Origin of the sequence: Streptomyces lucensis JCM 4490, from assembly GCF_014650035.1 — a bacterium.
Taxonomy (GTDB): domain Bacteria; phylum Actinomycetota; class Actinomycetes; order Streptomycetales; family Streptomycetaceae; genus Streptomyces; species Streptomyces lucensis.
In genome coordinates this window covers 58,291-74,031 of the sequence record NZ_BMUE01000017.1, presented here as the reverse complement: position 1 = coordinate 74,031, position 15,741 = coordinate 58,291, and the positions used below count along the sequence as shown (strand labels likewise).

Genomic DNA, 15,741 nt, shown 5'->3' with positions numbered 1-15,741 from the left:
GGGGTGTCCGCGAAGCCTCGTCGTCCGGGCCCTGGGCGGCCGGTGTCAGGACACGGGGGACGCCGCCCGGACCGTGGACGCGATCGTCGCCGAGCCGACCACGCGGGTGCCGTCGTACAGGACGATCGCCTGGCCGGGGGCGACGCCGCGGACCGGCTCGGTGAACGACACCTCCAGCGAGCCGTCGACCGGTTCCGCCGTCACCTCGGTCTCGCCGCCGTGGGCCCGCAGCTGGGCGGTGTAGGTGCCGGGGCCGGTGGGGGCGGCGCCGCACCAGCGGGGCTTGATCGCGGTGAGGGCGGTGACGTCCAGGGCGGCGGCGGGGCCGACGGTGACGGTGTTGGTGACCGGGGAGATGTCCAGGACGTAGCGCGGCTTGCCGTCGGCGGCCGGGGTGCCGATGCGCAGGCCCTTGCGCTGGCCGATGGTGAAGCCGTACGCGCCCTCGTGCGTGCCCAGCTTGGCGCCGGACTCGTCGACGACGTCGCCCTCGGCCCGGCCGAGGCGCTGGGCCAGGAAGCCCTGGGTGTCGCCGTCGGCGATGAAGCAGATGTCGTGGGAGTCGGGCTTCTTGGCCACCGCGAGGCCCCGGCGCTCGGCCTCGGCGCGGATCTCCTCCTTGGTGGTGACCGTGTCGCCGAGCGGGAACATCGCGTGGGCGAGCTGCCTGTCGTCGAGGACGCCGAGGACGTACGACTGGTCCTTGGCCATGTCGGAGGCGCGGTGCAGCTCGCGGGAGCCGTCCTCGTTCACGATCACCTTCGCGTAGTGACCGGTGCAGACGGCGTCGAAGCCCAGCGCCAGCGCCTTGTCCAGGAGCGCGGCGAACTTGATCTTCTCGTTGCAGCGCAGGCACGGGTTCGGGGTGCGGCCGGCCTCGTACTCGGCGACGAAGTCCTCGACGACGTCCTCGCGGAAGCGGTCGGCCAGGTCCCAGACGTAGAACGGGATGCCGATGACGTCGGCGGCGCGGCGGGCGTCGCGCGAGTCCTCGATGGTGCAGCAGCCCCGCGCGCCGGTACGGAAGGACTGCGGGTTCGCGGAGAGCGCGAGGTGGACGCCGGTGACGTCGTGTCCGGCTTCCGCGGCGCGCGCGGCGGCGACGGCGGAGTCGACTCCGCCGGACATGGCGGCGAGAACGCGGAGGGGGCGGGTGCGCTGCGGGGTGTCAGTCATAGCCCTTCCAGGGTACGGGGCGCGGGAACCGGGGCCGCCGGACGTCCGTTGGAGATCACATGGGGGCGGGTGAGGAGCGCGTGGGTGCGATGAGGGACGACGCGGACCGGCGGCTGGGGCGGCGGGCCCTGCTGGCCGGCGGGGCCGCGGCGGCCGTGGGCACGGCCGTGCTGGCCCGGCAGGAGCTGTCCCGGCTGTGGTGGCGGCTGCCCGGCGTCGAGCGGCCACGGGTGGCGGGCGCGGTGGACTTCCGGGGCGCGCGCTGGGTGGCGGCCTCCGCGGCGAACTACCGGCGGGCGGACCGGCCGGACGACTATCCCGTCGACCGGGTCGTCATCCATGTCACCCAGGGCGGCTACGCGTCGGCGGTGAAGGTCTTCCAGGACCCGTCGCACGAGGTGGCGGCGCACTACATCGTGCGCCGGGACGGGCGGGTGACCCAGCTCGTGCGGGAGCTGGACGTGGCCTACCACGCGGGGAACCGCTCGTACAACGAGCGCAGTGTCGGCATAGAGCACGAGGGGTTCGTGGAGGACGCCTCCTCCTTCACGGACGCCATGTACGCGGCCTCGGCGCGGCTGACGGCGGCGATATGCGCGCGGTACGGGATGCCCGTGGACCGCGAGCACGTCATCGGCCACGTGGAGGTGCCGGGCACGGACCACACCGACCCGGGGCCGCACTGGGACTGGGACCGCTATGTGGGGCTGGCGCGGCGGGCGCGTGAAAGCCGGGAAAAAATCTAGGCCTCAGCCCTTTTTGTCCGTTACGAGTCGTTCTATATTGAAGTCAGACCTGCGAGACGAGTGAGGGAGTCCAAGCGGAGTAGCCGACTTCAGCGAGAGACACACGGTTTCCGCTGGTGCCGACGTCGACGCTCGGGCTGAGAGGCCGAAAGGTTGCTGGCACAGAACCGGACGGCGACCCCCAGCACCTGATCCGGACCATACCGGCGAAGGGAACCCGCCTCGTGGGTCGCTTCGCGTCTCAGCTCAGCCCCGCCACACGGGCCCGTTCCACCGCCGGGCCGATGGCCTTGGCGACCGCCTCGACGTCCGCCTCGGTGGAGGTGTGGCCGAGGGAGAAACGCAGGGTGCCGCGCGCCAGGTCCGGGTCGGCGCCGGTGGCGAGCAGGACGTGGCTGGGCTGGGCCACGCCCGCGGTGCAGGCCGATCCCGTGGAGCACTCGATGCCCTGGGCGTCCAGCAGGAGCAGCAGGGAGTCGCCCTCACACCCCGGGAAGGTGAAGTGCGCGTTGGCCGGCAGACGGCCCCCGGGCGCCGGGTCGCCGCCGAGGATCGCGTCGGGCACGGCGTCGCGCACGGCGTCGATCAACTGGTCCCGGAGGGCGCCGATCTCACGCGCGAACCACGCCCGCTGCTCGGCGGCGAGGCGGCCGGCGACGGCGAAGGAGGCGACCGCGGGGACGTCGAGCGTCCCGGAGCGGACGTGCCGTTCCTGGCCGCCGCCGTGCAGGACGGGGACGGGTGTGTGCTCGCGGCCCAGGATCAGCGCGCCGATGCCGTAGGGGCCGCCGACCTTGTGGCCGGAGACGGTCATCGCGGCGAGGCCGGAGGCGGCGAAGTCGACCGGAACCTGACCGAGGGCCTGGACCGCGTCGGCGTGCAGCGGAACGTCGAACTCCGCTGCGACGTCGGCGAGTTCACGGACCGGCATGACCGTGCCGATCTCGTTGTTGGCCCACATCACGGTGGCCAGGGCGACGTCGCCGGGGTTGCGGGCGACGGCCTCGCGCAGCGCCTCGGGGTGGACGCGGCCGTGCGAGTCGACGGGGAGGTACTCGACGGTGGCGCCCTCGTGCTCGCCGAGCCAGTGCACGGCGTCGAGGACGGCGTGGTGCTCGACGGGGCTGGCGAGGACGCGGGTGCGGGCCGGGTCGGCGGCGCGGCGCGACCAGTAGAGGCCCTTCACGGCGAGGTTGTCGGCCTCGGTGCCGCCCGAGGTGAAGACGACCTCGCTGGGGCGGGCGCCCAGCGCTTCCGCGAGCGTCTCGCGGGACTCCTCGACCGTGCGGCGGGCCCGGCGGCCGGAAGCGTGCAGGGAGGACGCGTTGCCGGTGATGCTCAGCTGGGCGGTCAGTGCCTCTGCCGCCTCCGGGAGCATCGGGGTCGTGGCGGCGTGGTCGAGGTAAGCCATGGTGAGGCGATTCTACGGCTCCCCTGCGGTTGGCTTCGGCCGCGTGGGGGTGCGGTGGCCCGGGGGGCGTCGGCCGGGTGTCGTCGGCCCGGGTGCCGTGGGCCGGGTGCCGTTGGCCAGGGAGGCGCCTTGGGTTGGCTGCGGCCGGGGTCGGTGTCGGCGCGCCCGGCGCTGTGGGCCGCGCCCACCCTCCCCCACGCTCGACTCCGCTCGCGCCGGGGGACCCCCATCGCCCTGCGGAACAGCCGCCCACGGCGGTCGGCGGTCGGCCATCGGCGAGCGGCCCCGTCGTCCTCGGGGCCGGGTTCCGTCACAGGCTCCAGGAGACCGTGTGGGACAGCTCCATCGCCGTCAGGAGGACCGCCAGGTCGGCTACGCCCAGGGTCAGGCCCAGGTAGGCGCGGCCGCGGCGGGCCGTTCCGCGCCAGAGGGCGGCGGCGGCCAGGGCGATGGCGATCGGGCCGAGGAAGACGTTGAGGACGAGCAGCCCGAGGAGACCGAGGATGAAGGACGCGACGGCCATGCCGTCGGCGTCGCGCGGGCGCGGGCTGGTGTGGGTGCGGCCGGCGGCCGGTGCGGTGAGTTGCATGGTGCTCAGCTCCTGAAGTCCTTGTGGGCGGTCAGTTCGCCGAGGTGCCGTGACGGCGGCCGTGACGCTCGCGGATCGCGAAGACGCCCAGCCAGACGGCGATGACGGCGGCGAGCAGGGCGGTGACGGTCAGCGGTGCGTGGGCCACGGTGCCCAGCACGACACCGAAGAGCATGAGTGCGGCGACGAGGAAAAGCATGGGACGGATCCCCCCTCCGAGGTACCTCGTGTCGAGCCGGTGTGAAGTTTCGGTGAACAGTTGTAGTAACAGTTGTTCACTGACTTCGAGTCTAGCGCGTCCCGCGGCTTTCCAATTCCAGAGAACAGTTGTTAACTGGATGACATGAGTCACACCCTCGGCATCCGGCAGGTTCAGAAGCGGAAGACCCGGCAGGCCTTCCTCGACGCGGCGCTCGCGCTGCTGGAGGAGCAGAGCCTGAGCAGCCTGGGCCTGCGCGAGGTCACCCGGGCCGTCGGGGTGGCCCCCACCGCCTTCTACCGGCACTTCCGCTCGACCGCCGACCTGGGCGTGGCCCTGGTGGACGAGGCGCTGGGCAGCCTGCACCCGATGGTGCGCACGACGGTGTCCACGACCGGAGACAGCGAGGAACGCATCACCGGCGCGATCGAGTTGATCGCCCGTCACGTGGGCGCCTACCCGGCGCACGTCCGGTTCATCGCGCGGGAGCGGCACGGCGGGGTGCAGCCGGTGCGCGAGGCCATCCGGGAGCAGCTCGCGAGATTCGCCGAGGAGGTGAAGGCCGAGCTGGCCAAGGACCCCGAGGCGGCGGGCTGGAACGACGACGACCTGCTGATGCTCGCGCACCTCTACGTCGACCAGATGCTCATCACCGCCTCCCTGTTCCTGGAGGCACTGGAGGCCCCGGAGGACGAGCGGGAGCGGGTGACGCAGCTCGCCATCCGGCAGCTGCGGCTCATCAGCATCGGCCGCAGCCACTGGCTGGACTGAGTCACGCCCGACCGGGCGCCGTCCCGCGCCCCCCCCGGTCAGCCCTGCTCCACCTGGGACCCGCCCGCGGCCTGTCCCCCGCCCGGCCCCCCGCAGCCGCCTCCCTGCCCGCCGGCGGGCCCGCCGGCGGGTCCACCGCCGGGCACATCCGAGGGCACTCCGGTCGGCGCCCCGCTGGGCTTGCCGGCCGGCCTGCCCGTGGGCGCTCCCGACGGCGCACCGGACGGAGCCCCGCTCCGCCGGCCGGACGCACCGCCCGCCGGCGTCCCGGACGGCGCCGCACACGCCTGCTGCCGGCCTGAGCCGCCACCGGTGGAGGAGGAGCCGCCGGAGCCGCACGCGGTCAGCGTCAGCGGGGCGACGGCCAGGAGGGCGACGGCGGGAAGGAGACGGGCACGCTTCATGAGGGTCGGCTCCGAGAACGGTGAGGTGTCCTGAGGCCGGCACTCAACCAGCGTCGCCCAGGGCGTTCGTGTGGCCGCCCTGTCCGCGTCCTGTCAATGGGGTGAAGCGCACTCCGAACGCCCCGCCCGGCACGGGGTTTCAGTCGTGAGCCGGGCTCTTCCCCCGGTACAGCTCCGTGACGGAGCGGGCGCCCGCCAGCAGTTCCGCGCGGGCCTCGGGCGGATCCAGGACCTCCACCCGGTCCGAGAACGCGAGGAGTTGGCGCACCGCGCGCAGCACGGGATACGCCAGGCGGGCGGTCACCCACTCGCTGTCGCCGTCGTCGTCCGGCGGTGCCGTCAGTTGCGAGGCGGCCATCCGCCGGAACATGTCGAGGTGCTCGCGCCGGATCCGGACGGTCACCTCGATGCCGTCCTCCCGCTCCTCCACCTGGCGGCGCAGCGCCTCCCAGACATCCGCGAGTTCGACGCCTTCCCGGCGGCGGACGGGCTCCTCCAGCAGCCGGGCCGAGCGCACCCGGTCGGCGCGGAACAGCCGGGGGACGCCGCGCCGGTCGGCCACCAGGTACCAGACGCCGGCCTTGGCGACCAGACCGTACGGATCCACGGTGCGGGTGCGCGGCTCCCGCTCCCCGCTGTGCCGGTAGCGCAGCCTCAGGCGCCGGTCGGTGAAGACCGCGTCCTGCAGCACCTGCAGATCGACGGCCTGCCGCGGACCGCCGCGCCATCGGGTGGCGTCGACCAGGATGCGGCGGCTGGTCACCTCGGCGGCGGGCCGGTGCGGCGCCGGGAGCGCGGCCATCACCTTGCGCAGGGCCGAGCCCAGGGCCGCGTCCAGGCCGAGCGCGGCGTGGGCCCCCTGCGCGGCGAGGATGAACAGGGCGCGGGACTCGTCGGCGGTCAGCCCGGTGACGTCCGTGCGGAAGCCGGCGAGGAGTTCGATACCGCCGTGCCGGCCGCGCTCGGCGTAGACCGGGACCCCGGAGGCCGACAGCGCCTCGATGTCCCGGTAGATGGTGCGCACGGACACCTCCAGCCGCCCGGCGAGTTCGTGCGCGGGGACGCGGCCGCGGGTCTGCAGGAGCAGCAGGATCGACAGCAGGCGGTCGGACTTCACGCCCCAAGGATCCCGTCGGCGCGGCGCCCCGCGCAAATGTTGACGGAAGTTGTCAGGTTATCCCGCGATCCTCGGGTCATCGACCACCGAGGGAGAGACACACCATGACCACCACCGGCACCACCGAGACCACCACCGCCGCCACCACCGGCACCACCACCGCCGGTCCCGGCGACCCCCGTCCCGTCTACGCCCGCGCCGCCCGGCAGGCGGCCGCCCTCATCGGGACGGTACGGCCCGGGCAGCTCGACCGCCCGACGCCCTGTGCGGAGTTCGACGTACGGGCCCTGCTGAGCCACATCGTCGGCGGCACCCGGCGGATCGCGGTCGTCGGCGAGGGCGGCGACGGACTCGCCGTGGAGCCGGTGGCCGAGGGAGTCGCGGACGACGGCTGGGCCGCCGCCTACGACGAGGTCCGCGTCCGCGTCCTGAAGGCGTGGGAGAGCGACGAGCGGATGACGACCCCGGTGCGCGTGCCCTGGGGCGAGGTTCCCGGCCGCGCCGCCCTCTGCGGCTATGTGATGGAGATCGTGACCCACACCTGGGACCTCGCCGAGGCCCTCGGCCGGCCGTACGCGCTCGACCCGGAACTGGCCGAGTTCGCGCTCGCCACCGCCCGCCAGGTGCTGCCGGACTCCCGGCCCCGCGACGAGGAGACGCCGTTCGCGGACCGCCACGAGGCGCCCGAGGGCGCCGGCGCCTACGAGCGGCTGGCGGCCTGGCTGGGGCGCACCCCGCTCGTGCGGGACTGACGCCCGCCGCACCCGTGGGCCGGGGCTCCGGCTCAGCCGAGCCGGACCCGGGCCAGCTGCCGGGACTGGGCGACCAGCCGGTCCTCGCTGTCCCAGACCTCCGCGTCCTCCTCCAGGAAGCCGCCGGCCAGGTTGCGGGTGGTGATGGACACCCGCAGCGGGCCCGGGGCCGGGCGGTGCCGGACGTGGACGGTGAGTTCCACCGTGGGGACCCAGCCCTTGAGGCCGATCTCGAAGGCGGTGGGCGGCAGGGCGTCCACCGCGAGGAGCAGGGAGAGGGGATCGGCGTCGCGGCCGTCGGCGAGGCCGAACCAGGCGCGCATCTCCCCCTTGCCCGAGGGGGCGCCGAGGGCCCAGCCGAGGGTGGCGGGGTCGAGCTTGAGCATCAGGCGGTCGGCGATCGCCGAGCTGCCCGGCACCGGGGCCGGGGAGTCGTCGGGGCCGAAGCACCGGTCCATGGGCGGGATCGCGGGCGGCGCCGCCGTCGTACGGACGTCGTCGGGCAGGGCGGCGAGGTCGCCGTAGGAGGCGAGGACGCGGATGCGCTCGACCTCGTTGCCCTCGTCGTCGTACTGGAACAGCGAGGCCTGGCCGGTGGAGAGGGTGCGGCCGGTGCGGACGGTGTCCGTGCGGACGACCGCCGGGCCGGGCTGGGAGGCGGTCAGGTAGTGCGCGGAGACCGTGAAGGGGTCCGGATGCGGGAGGGTGTCCGCGAGGGCCCGGCCGAGCACGGCCAGCAGGTAGCCGCCGTTGACGGCGTTGATGATGGTCCAGCCGGCCGAGAGGTCGATGTCGTAGACGCCGGGCTCGCGCCGGGTGACCGCGGTGTCGCGGTCGAACTCGCTGTCACCGATCAGGGCCCGCGACGGGGAGGGGGCGGAGGCTGCTTCTGGCATGGGTGAACGCTACAACAGGAAACTACTAAGCGGTAGCTTTTTCGAGGGGACGGGCTGTCGGGGGCGCCGCTCCCCGGGCCACCGTCACTCCTCGGCCACCGTCGAGCGGCGGTTCCAGGCCCGCGGCGCCCGCCAGTGGAACCGCATGGCGAGCAGCCGGAGCACGAAGGCGGTGACCACCGCGAGCCCGCTGGTGAAGGGGGTCAGGACGTCGTAGTGGATGCAGAGCACCACCATGGTGGCTCCGACGATCGCCGGGACCGCGTACAGGTCGCGGTCCCAGCGCAGCAGGGAGGGCACCTCGTTGGCGAGCACGTCCCGCAGCACGCCGCCGCCGACCGCGGTGGCGAGGCCCAGCGCGGCCGACGCGGTCAGGTTCAGGCCGTAGCTGTACGCCTTGGTCGTACCGCTGACGGCGAACAGACCGAGGCCGGCCGCGTCGAAGACCAGCACCGCCGCCTGGATGCGCTCCACGTGCGGATGCAGGAAGAAGACGACGAGCGTCGCGATCAGGGGAGTGAGGAAGTACCCGAGGTCCGTGAAGGCGGCCGGGGGCACGGCCCCGATGACCAGGTCGCGGAACAGCCCCCCGCCCAGCGCGGTGACCTCGGCGAGCACGGCGATGCCGAAGACGTCGAAGTTCTTCCGGACGGCCAGCAGCGCGCCGGAGATCGCGAACACGAAGATGCCGATCACATCGAGCGTGTGCTGGACGGAGGGACTGAAGAGTTGCTGGAGCTGCACCCTGACATTCTTACCTGTCAGAGCACATGCACCTTACAAAGCCAGGCTCACAGGGTGGGCTTCCCTGTTGTGAACAGCCAGGTGTCGAACAGATCGTCCAGTTGCCGCCCGCTGACACGCTCGGCGAGGCGGATGAAGTCCGCGGTGTCCGCGTTGCCGTACCGGTGGAGCCTCGTCCAGGCGGGCAGCAGCTTGAAGAAGGCCGCGTCGCCGATCCGCTCGCGCAGCATCTGGAGCGTCATCGCGCCGCGCTGGTAGACGGCGGAGGCGAACATCGTGTCCCGCTGGGGGTCGGCCACCTTGATCTGCCAGAAGGCGGAGTCGGCGGGACGGGCGTCGTAGCCGGCCAGGAAGGAGTCGTGGGCCGAGCGGGTGCCCTGGTGCTCGGCCCACAGCCACTGGGCGTAGGTGGCGAAGCCCTCGTTGAGCCAGATGTCCTTCCACCGCGCCACGCTCACCGAGTCGCCGAACCACTGGTGGGCCAGCTCGTGCACGATGGTCGTCTCGTTGCGCACGGCCGAGTAGGCGGGCTTGCTCTGCACCTCCAGCGAGAAGCCGGCCTCGGGCATGTCGTCCACGATCGCGCCGGTCTCCTCGAACGGATACGGCCCGAAGACCTGCGACCAGTAGTCGGTGGCGGCGGCGGTGACGGCGTACACGTCGACGCCGTTGCCGTTCTTCAGCACGGGGTCGACGGCGACGTAGATCGGGATGCCGCCGGGGGTACGCCCGGTGCGCACGTCGAACTTCCCGATCGTGGCGGTGGCCAGGTAGGTCGCCATCGGCCTCGACTCGCGCCAGTGGGTGTAGGTCGAGCCGCCCTTGTCGTACGTCGACACCAGCCGCCCGTTGGAGACGGCGGTCAGGCCCCTGGGCGCCTTGACCCGGATGTCGTAGGTGGCCTTGTCGGCGGGGTGGTCGCTGGACGGGAACCAGGTGGAGGCGGCGTTGGGCTCACAGGCGACGAAGACGCCGTCGCCCGTCTTCATCCATCCGTACTTGGACCCGAAGATGATCGGGCCGCCGAGGGGTTCGGGTACGCCGCCGTAGGTGACGGTCACGGTGAAGTGCCGGCCCTTGCGGAGGCCGTCGCGCGGGGTGACGGTGACCTCGTCGCCGTCGCGGGTGAAGACGGCGCGTCTGCCGTTCACCTCGACGCGGGTGATCTCCAGCCTCTGCAGGTCCAGGTCGAAGGAGGAGAGGTTCCTGGTCGCGCGGGCGGTGAGCGTCGTACGGCCGTCCAGGCGGCCGGTGTCCGGGGAGTAGGCGAGGTCCAGGTCGTAGTGGCGGGCGTCGTAGCCGCCGTTGCCGAGGCCGGGGAAGTAGGGATCGCCGATGCCGGGGGCGCCCGGGGTCGGGGCCGATGACGCGGCGATGGTGAGGAAGGAGGCCGCCGCGGTGGTGAGGGCGGCCAAGCGTGCCGAACGGGAGAATGCCATGGTCGTCCCTTTCGAGCGTGTACCGATCAGTGGTCGGACACGGACGACTGTGCACTCTCCCGTTCAGGCATGTACATGACTTTGCCGAGTCGTCATGTGCTACTTGTCGGTTGACTCCTGAGACGCGGTCGGCTCCTGAGACGCGGCCGGCTCCCCGGACTCGCCCGGTGCGGCCGGCTCCCCGGACTCGGCCGGCTGCTCCGGCTCCGCAGCGGCCTCGGCGGCCGGCTCCGCGGCGGTGGCCTCCGCCTCGGGCTCCGCGGTCTTCTGGGCCGGGACCTTCGCGACGGCGCCGGACTCCGGCTCGGCGGCCTGCGCCGACTCCTCCAGGATGGCGTCCGGAACCAGCTCCGACGCCTCCTTCGCCGCCGTCAGCAGGACCGTGTCCTGCGGGGCCTGGTCGGCGAAGTCCTCCGGGTGGTGGCAGGCGACCCGCTGACCCGGCCTCAGCTCCAGCAGCTGCGGCTCGGTCGTCTTGCAGATCTGCGTCGCCTTCCAGCAGCGGGTGTGGAAGCGGCAGCCCGAGGGCGGCGAGATCGGCGAGGGCACGTCACCGCGGAGCAGGATGCGCTCGCTCTTGGCGCCCCGCCGCTTCGGGTCCGGGATCGGGACCGCCGACATCAGCGCCTTGGTGTACGGGTGCATCGGCGACTCGTACAGCGAGACGCGGTCGGCGAGTTCGACGATCTTGCCGAGGTACATCACCGCGATCCGGTCCGAGACGTGCCGGACGACGGACAGGTCGTGCGCGATGATCACGTAGGTCAGGCCGAGCTCCTCCTGGAGGTCGTCCATGAGGTTGACGACCTGGGCCTGGATGGAGACGTCCAGGGCGGAGACCGGCTCGTCGGCGACCACCAGCTTCGGCTTCAGGGCGAGCGCGCGGGCGATGCCGATGCGCTGGCGCTGACCGCCGGAGAACTCGTGCGGGTAGCGGTTGTAGTGCTCGGGGTTGAGGCCCACGACCGACAGCAGCCGCTGCACCTCCTTCTTGATGCCGCCCTCGGGCGTGACGCCCTGCAGCCGGAAGGGGGCCCCGACGATCGTGCCGATGGTGTGGCGCGGGTTCAGCGAGGAGTACGGGTCCTGGAAGATCATCTGCACGTCGCGGCGCAGCGGGCGCATCCCGCCCACGCCGAGGTGCGTGATGTCCTTGCCCTCGAACTCGATCCGGCCGGCGGTCGGTTCCAGCAGCCGGGTGATGAGCCGGCCCATGGTCGACTTGCCGCAACCGGACTCGCCCACGACGCCGAGGGTCTCACCGGCCCGCACCTCGAAGTCGATGCCGTCGACCGCGCGCACCGCGCCGGACTGCCGCTGGAACAGGCCCCCGCGGATGGGGAAGTGCTTCTGCAGACCCGTGACCTTCAGCAGGATCTCGCCGGGTGCCGCGTCCCCGGCCACGGTGGCCGTACCGGACGGCGCCGGCTCCGTGCCGTCGCTCTGTGCAGGGATCTTCACTGCCTTGTCCTCTGCGTTCTCACTCACAGCTTCGGCGCAATCTCTTCGGTCCAGATCCGCTCCCGCTGCTCCTGCGTCATGTGGCAGGCGGCCCAGTGCCGGCCGCCGACCTCGGTCAGCTCCGGGCGGACCGTGCGGGTGACGTTGTCCTTGGGGACGTCGGCGTACGGGCAGCGCGGGTTGAACGCACAGCCGGACGGGACGTTGATCAGCGAGGGCGGGGAGCCCTTGACCGGGATCAGCCGGTCCTGCTGCTCGCGGTCCAGGCGCGGCATCGAGCCGAGCAGACCCCAGGTGTAGGGGTGGCGGGGCTCGTAGAACACCTTCTCCGCCGGGCCCCGCTCGACGCAGCGGCCGCCGTACATCACCAGGATGTCGTCGGCCAGCTCGGCGACGACGCCCAGGTCGTGGGTGATCACGATGACCGCGGAGCCGAACTCCTTCTGCAGGTCGCGGATGAGGTCGAGGATCTGCGCCTGGACGGTCACGTCGAGGGCGGTCGTCGGCTCGTCGGCGATGAGCAGCTCGGGGTTGTTCACGAGCGACATGGCGATCATGGCGCGCTGGCGCATGCCGCCGGAGAACTCGTGCGGGTAGTTGTCCACCCGCTTGTCCGGCTGCGGGATGCCGACCCGGTCGAGCATCTCGATCGCCCGCCTGCGGGCGGTCTTCTTGTCGACGTCGTGGTGGATCCGGTACGCCTCCACGATCTGGGTGCCGATCGTGTAGTACGGGTGCAGCGCGGACAGCGGGTCCTGGAAGATCATGGCCATCTCGCGGCCGCGCAGCCTGCGCACCTCGCGCGGGTCGGCTGAGAGCAGTTCCCTGCCGTCCAGCCAGATCTCGCCGGAGATCTGCGCCTTGCGCTTGCCGTACTGGCCGGCGGTGTGCAGGCCCATGATGCCGAGCGAGGTGACCGACTTGCCGGAGCCGGACTCGCCCACGATGCCGAGGGTCTTGCCCTTCTCCAGCTGGAAGCTGAGCCCGTCGACCGACTTGACCAGGCCGTCGTCGGTCGGGAAGTGCACCTTGAGGTCGCGGACCTCGAGGAAGGCGGTGGGGGTCGCGGTGGCGACGGGTTCGCCGACGGCCGCACCCGTCTTGTGCAGTTCGGTCATCCCAGCCTCACTCGCGGGTCGATGACGGCGTACAGAAGGTCGACGAGGAGGTTGGCGACGGCGATCGCGAGGGCCGCGAAGAGCGTCACTCCGAGGATGACCGGCAGGTCGTGGCTGCTGATCGCCTGCACCGCGGCGAGACCGAGGCCGGGCAGGTTGAAGGTGGACTCCGTCAGCACGGCGCCGCCGAGCAGCGCGCCCAGGTCCAGGCCGAAGACCGTGAGGATCGGGGTCATGGCGGAACGCAGCGCGTGCCGGGTGATGACCGCCCGTTCACCGAGGCCCTTGGCGCGGGCGGTGCGGATGTAGTCCTCGCCGAGCACGTCCAGCATGGTGGCCCGGGTCAGGCGGGCGTACATGGCCGCGTTCAGCAGGGCGAGCACGATCCACGGCAGCAGCAGCGTCTCGAACCAGACGCCGATGGAGTCGTCGGTGTTCAGGCCGTCCTCGATGTGGATCCAGCCCAGGTTGTGGACGAAGATGCCCATCGCCACCATGCCGGTGAAGAAGACGGGCAGCGAGACGCCGCCGAGCGCGCCGACCATCGCGGCGCGGTCCCACAGCGAGCCCCGGCGGAGCGCGGAGACGACACCGGTGGCGACACCGGCCACGAGCCACAGGATCGCGGCGCCGGCGGCGAGCGCGCCGGTGACCGGCATGGCCTCCTTGAGGGTGTCCCACACCGGCTTCTCGGTGACGAACGAGTAGCCGAAGCAGGGGGCGGGGCAGTGCGTGACGTCCGCGCCGTTGGCGTAGTCACGGCCCAGCGGAATGCCCTTGACGAAGTCCCAGAACTGGACGAGCACGGGCTGGTCGAGGCCCAGCTTGGTGCGGATGCCCTCGATCTGTTCGGCCCCGGTGGCCTTGCCGGCGAAGAGGACGGCGATGTCCTGGCCCGCCCACTTGGGCAGCATGTAGAAGACGGTGAAGGTCGCGAGCAGGACGACCAGCACCATGATGAGTACGGCGAACAGGCGCCGGATGAGGTAAGCAAGCACTGTGCGCGGCCCGGCGGCGGCCGGAGCTTCCTTGTGGGAACCTCCGGCCGCCGCCCGGGCCATCACCTGCCCTTCGGACTGGCGGGTTTCGGCGGCAAGGGGTCGATCACTACGGGTGTACGGCGACTACTTGGCGACGCCGAGGGACACGTAGTCGTAGCGACCGTTGTAGGCGGCGGACGAGTAGACGTTCGTCAGACGCGGACCACGCCACGAGATGTTCTTCTCGTAGATGAACGGCATCCAGTCGGCGTTGTCGATCAGCTGCTTGTTCATCTGCTCGTACAGCGACTTGGCCTTGGCCTTGTCGGTGGTCGCGATCGCGTCGTCGAAGATCCCGTCGATCTTCTTGTCCTTGATCTGCGACTCGTTGTAGTTGCCGTTGTCGAAGATGAAGCGGCTGTCGAACAGCGGCTGGGCGTAGCCCTGGCCGGTCGGGAAGTCCGGGCCCCAGCCGCTCATCGTCATGCCGTAGCCGCGCTCCTTCACGACCTTCGGCGAGCCGGTGATGCTGGAGGACTGGGCGCCGTCGATCGAGTCGACCTCGATCTTGATGCCGGCCTTGGCGAGCTGCGCCTGCAGGGCCTCGGCGGTGTCGACCTCGGACGGGTTGTTGGTACGAGCGGTGATCTTGGTGGAGAAGCCGCCCGGCTTGCCGCACTGCTTCAGCTCGTCCTTGGCCTTGGCGATGTCCGCCTTGCCCTTGCGGGCGAGGATGCCGTACGGGTCGTAGTCGCTGTAGCCCGGGATCGACTTCGGGAAGACCGAGTTGGCGATGTCGCCGCCGGCGATCGCGCCACCGCGGGTCTGCTGCAGGCCGGCGAAGTCCGTGGCGTAGAAGACCGCCTTGCGGCAGTGGACGTTGTCCAGCGGCTTCGCCGCGTGGACCAGGGCCACGTAGCGGACGAAGGAGGTCTGGATGTTGTCGACGTCGGCCCGGTGGTCCTGGACGGCGGTGATACGGCCCGACTGGGTCATGCCGGTGCCGTTGACGTCGACGTCGTAGTCGCCCTCCATCAGCTTCTTGTCGTTCTCCTCCAGGTTGGCGGAGATCGTGACCGTGATCTGGTCCGGCAGGGCGGGACGGATCGGGTCGGAAGCCTTCTTCCAGGCGGTGTTGCGGACCAGCGCGAGGCTCTTGCCGGCGTTGTACGACTTGACCTTGTACGGGCCGGACGAGAACGGGTGCTGGGTGTACTTGGCGCCCGTGTCCTTGTCGGCCTTCACCGGCGCGCCGGTGGGCATGGCGAGGAACTGCTCGAAGTCGCCGTTGGGCTTGGGCAGCTTGAAGACGATGGTCTGGTCGTCGGGCGTCTGGATCGCCTTCAGGCCCAGCTTGTCCTTCGACTTGTCCTTGTACGGGCCCTTGTACTCGCCCTTGGGGTCGAGGGTCTGCTTGATGTACGCCGGGCCACCGGTGATCACATCGGTCGCCCAGATGCGCTCGATGCCGTACTTGATGTCCTTGGAGGTCAGCTTGGAGCCGTCCTCCCAGGTGAGGCCGTCACGCAGCTTGTACGTGTAGGTCTTGCCGTCGGCCGAGACCTGCGCGGGGCCGGTGGCGAGGTCGCCGACCAGCTTGTTGGACGCCGCGCCCGGCTTGGTGTCGTAGGTGACCAGGGTGCGGGTGAAGAACCGCATGAAGTCCCAGGTCATGCCGTAGTACGTGCGCTGCGGGTCGAGGGAGTCGAAGTCCTGCTTGCCGACGAACCGCAGCGTGCCGCCCTTCTTGGCGGACGCGTTGACGACCTTGTTCAGGGCCGCGTTGTAACCGGCGCCCTTGTCCTTGCCGTCGTTGTCGTCGTCACCGCCGCCGCACGCAGTGGTGCTCACCAGCGCCGCGACAACGAGGGCCGCACCAGCAGCGAGCCGCCGCTTCGGGAAACCTGTGGGCATTTTCTCGTAACCTCCGAGATTCGC

Annotated in this window: 15 protein-coding genes; 3 read left to right on the top strand and 12 right to left on the bottom strand. The window is 71.5% G+C overall.

Annotated features, from left to right (window positions below; all coding sequences use genetic code 11):
- Positions 1-45: 45 nt before the first annotated feature.
- A complete protein-coding gene (gene mnmA / locus IE177_RS29460; protein ID WP_190018518.1) occupies positions 46-1,176 on the bottom strand; it encodes a tRNA 2-thiouridine(34) synthase MnmA in 1,131 nt (376 codons plus the stop codon).
- Positions 1,177-1,265: 89 nt separating this feature from the next.
- Here mnmA and IE177_RS29455 point away from each other — a divergent pair, with 89 nt between their 5' ends.
- Positions 1,266-1,922, top strand: a complete 657-nt coding sequence (locus tag IE177_RS29455) for an N-acetylmuramoyl-L-alanine amidase (protein WP_229816332.1) — start codon at positions 1,266-1,268, stop codon at positions 1,920-1,922.
- 241 nt (positions 1,923-2,163) lie between these two features.
- On the opposite strand, the gene IE177_RS29450 is transcribed toward IE177_RS29455, so the two are convergent.
- From IE177_RS29450 to IE177_RS29440, 3 genes are all read right to left on the bottom strand, one after another.
- Positions 2,164-3,333: a cysteine desulfurase family protein gene (locus tag IE177_RS29450; protein ID WP_190018516.1), complete on the bottom strand. Its 1,170-nt coding sequence runs from the start codon at positions 3,331-3,333 to the stop codon at positions 2,164-2,166.
- A gap of 310 nt (positions 3,334-3,643) precedes the next feature.
- Positions 3,644-3,922 carry a DUF4190 domain-containing protein gene (locus tag IE177_RS29445; RefSeq protein WP_190018515.1) on the bottom strand — a complete coding sequence of 93 codons (279 nt, stop codon included), beginning with the start codon at positions 3,920-3,922 and terminating at the stop codon, positions 3,644-3,646.
- 31 nt (positions 3,923-3,953) lie between these two features.
- Positions 3,954-4,121 (bottom strand): hypothetical protein, encoded by a 168-nt coding sequence (locus tag IE177_RS29440; RefSeq protein WP_190018514.1) that lies wholly within the window; start codon positions 4,119-4,121, stop codon positions 3,954-3,956.
- 144 nt (positions 4,122-4,265) lie between these two features.
- On the opposite strand from IE177_RS29440, the gene IE177_RS29435 reads away from it, so the two are divergent.
- Positions 4,266-4,892, top strand: coding sequence for a TetR family transcriptional regulator (locus tag IE177_RS29435; protein ID WP_190018513.1), 627 nt, complete (start codon positions 4,266-4,268; stop codon positions 4,890-4,892).
- Between the two features lie 543 nt (positions 4,893-5,435).
- On the opposite strand, the gene IE177_RS29430 is transcribed toward IE177_RS29435, so the two are convergent.
- Positions 5,436-6,413 carry a helix-turn-helix transcriptional regulator gene (locus IE177_RS29430; RefSeq protein ID WP_190018512.1) on the bottom strand — a complete coding sequence of 326 codons (978 nt, stop codon included), beginning with the start codon at positions 6,411-6,413 and terminating at the stop codon, positions 5,436-5,438.
- A gap of 104 nt (positions 6,414-6,517) precedes the next feature.
- Here IE177_RS29430 and IE177_RS29425 point away from each other — a divergent pair, with 104 nt between their 5' ends.
- Positions 6,518-7,165 (top strand): TIGR03086 family metal-binding protein, encoded by a 648-nt coding sequence (locus IE177_RS29425; RefSeq protein ID WP_190018511.1) that lies wholly within the window; start codon positions 6,518-6,520, stop codon positions 7,163-7,165.
- 32 nt (positions 7,166-7,197) lie between these two features.
- Here the strand turns inward: IE177_RS29425 and IE177_RS29420 are convergent, their stop codons facing one another.
- The 7 genes from IE177_RS29420 to IE177_RS29390 form a co-directional block, all read right to left on the bottom strand.
- Positions 7,198-8,061, bottom strand: a complete 864-nt coding sequence (locus IE177_RS29420; RefSeq protein WP_190018510.1) for a thioesterase family protein — start codon at positions 8,059-8,061, stop codon at positions 7,198-7,200.
- Positions 8,062-8,145: 84 nt separating this feature from the next.
- On the bottom strand, positions 8,146-8,805 hold the full coding sequence (locus IE177_RS29415; RefSeq protein ID WP_190018509.1) for a trimeric intracellular cation channel family protein: 660 nt from the start codon (positions 8,803-8,805) through the stop codon (positions 8,146-8,148).
- 47 nt (positions 8,806-8,852) lie between these two features.
- On the bottom strand, positions 8,853-10,244 hold the full coding sequence (locus IE177_RS29410) for a M1 family metallopeptidase (protein WP_190018508.1): 1,392 nt from the start codon (positions 10,242-10,244) through the stop codon (positions 8,853-8,855).
- 99 nt (positions 10,245-10,343) lie between these two features.
- Positions 10,344-11,705 (bottom strand): ABC transporter ATP-binding protein, encoded by a 1,362-nt coding sequence (locus IE177_RS29405; RefSeq protein WP_229816331.1) that lies wholly within the window; start codon positions 11,703-11,705, stop codon positions 10,344-10,346.
- 23 nt (positions 11,706-11,728) lie between these two features.
- Positions 11,729-12,823 carry an ABC transporter ATP-binding protein gene (locus IE177_RS29400; protein ID WP_190018506.1) on the bottom strand — a complete coding sequence of 365 codons (1,095 nt, stop codon included), beginning with the start codon at positions 12,821-12,823 and terminating at the stop codon, positions 11,729-11,731.
- Complete coding sequence (locus tag IE177_RS29395) at positions 12,820-13,821, bottom strand: ABC transporter permease (protein WP_190018505.1); 1,002 nt, start codon at positions 13,819-13,821, stop codon at positions 12,820-12,822. Before IE177_RS29395 ends, IE177_RS29400 begins: the two co-directional genes overlap by 4 nt.
- Before the next feature lie 126 nt (positions 13,822-13,947).
- Complete coding sequence (locus IE177_RS29390) at positions 13,948-15,717, bottom strand: ABC transporter substrate-binding protein (RefSeq protein ID WP_190018504.1); 1,770 nt, start codon at positions 15,715-15,717, stop codon at positions 13,948-13,950.
- Between the last annotated feature and the right edge of the window lie 24 nt (positions 15,718-15,741).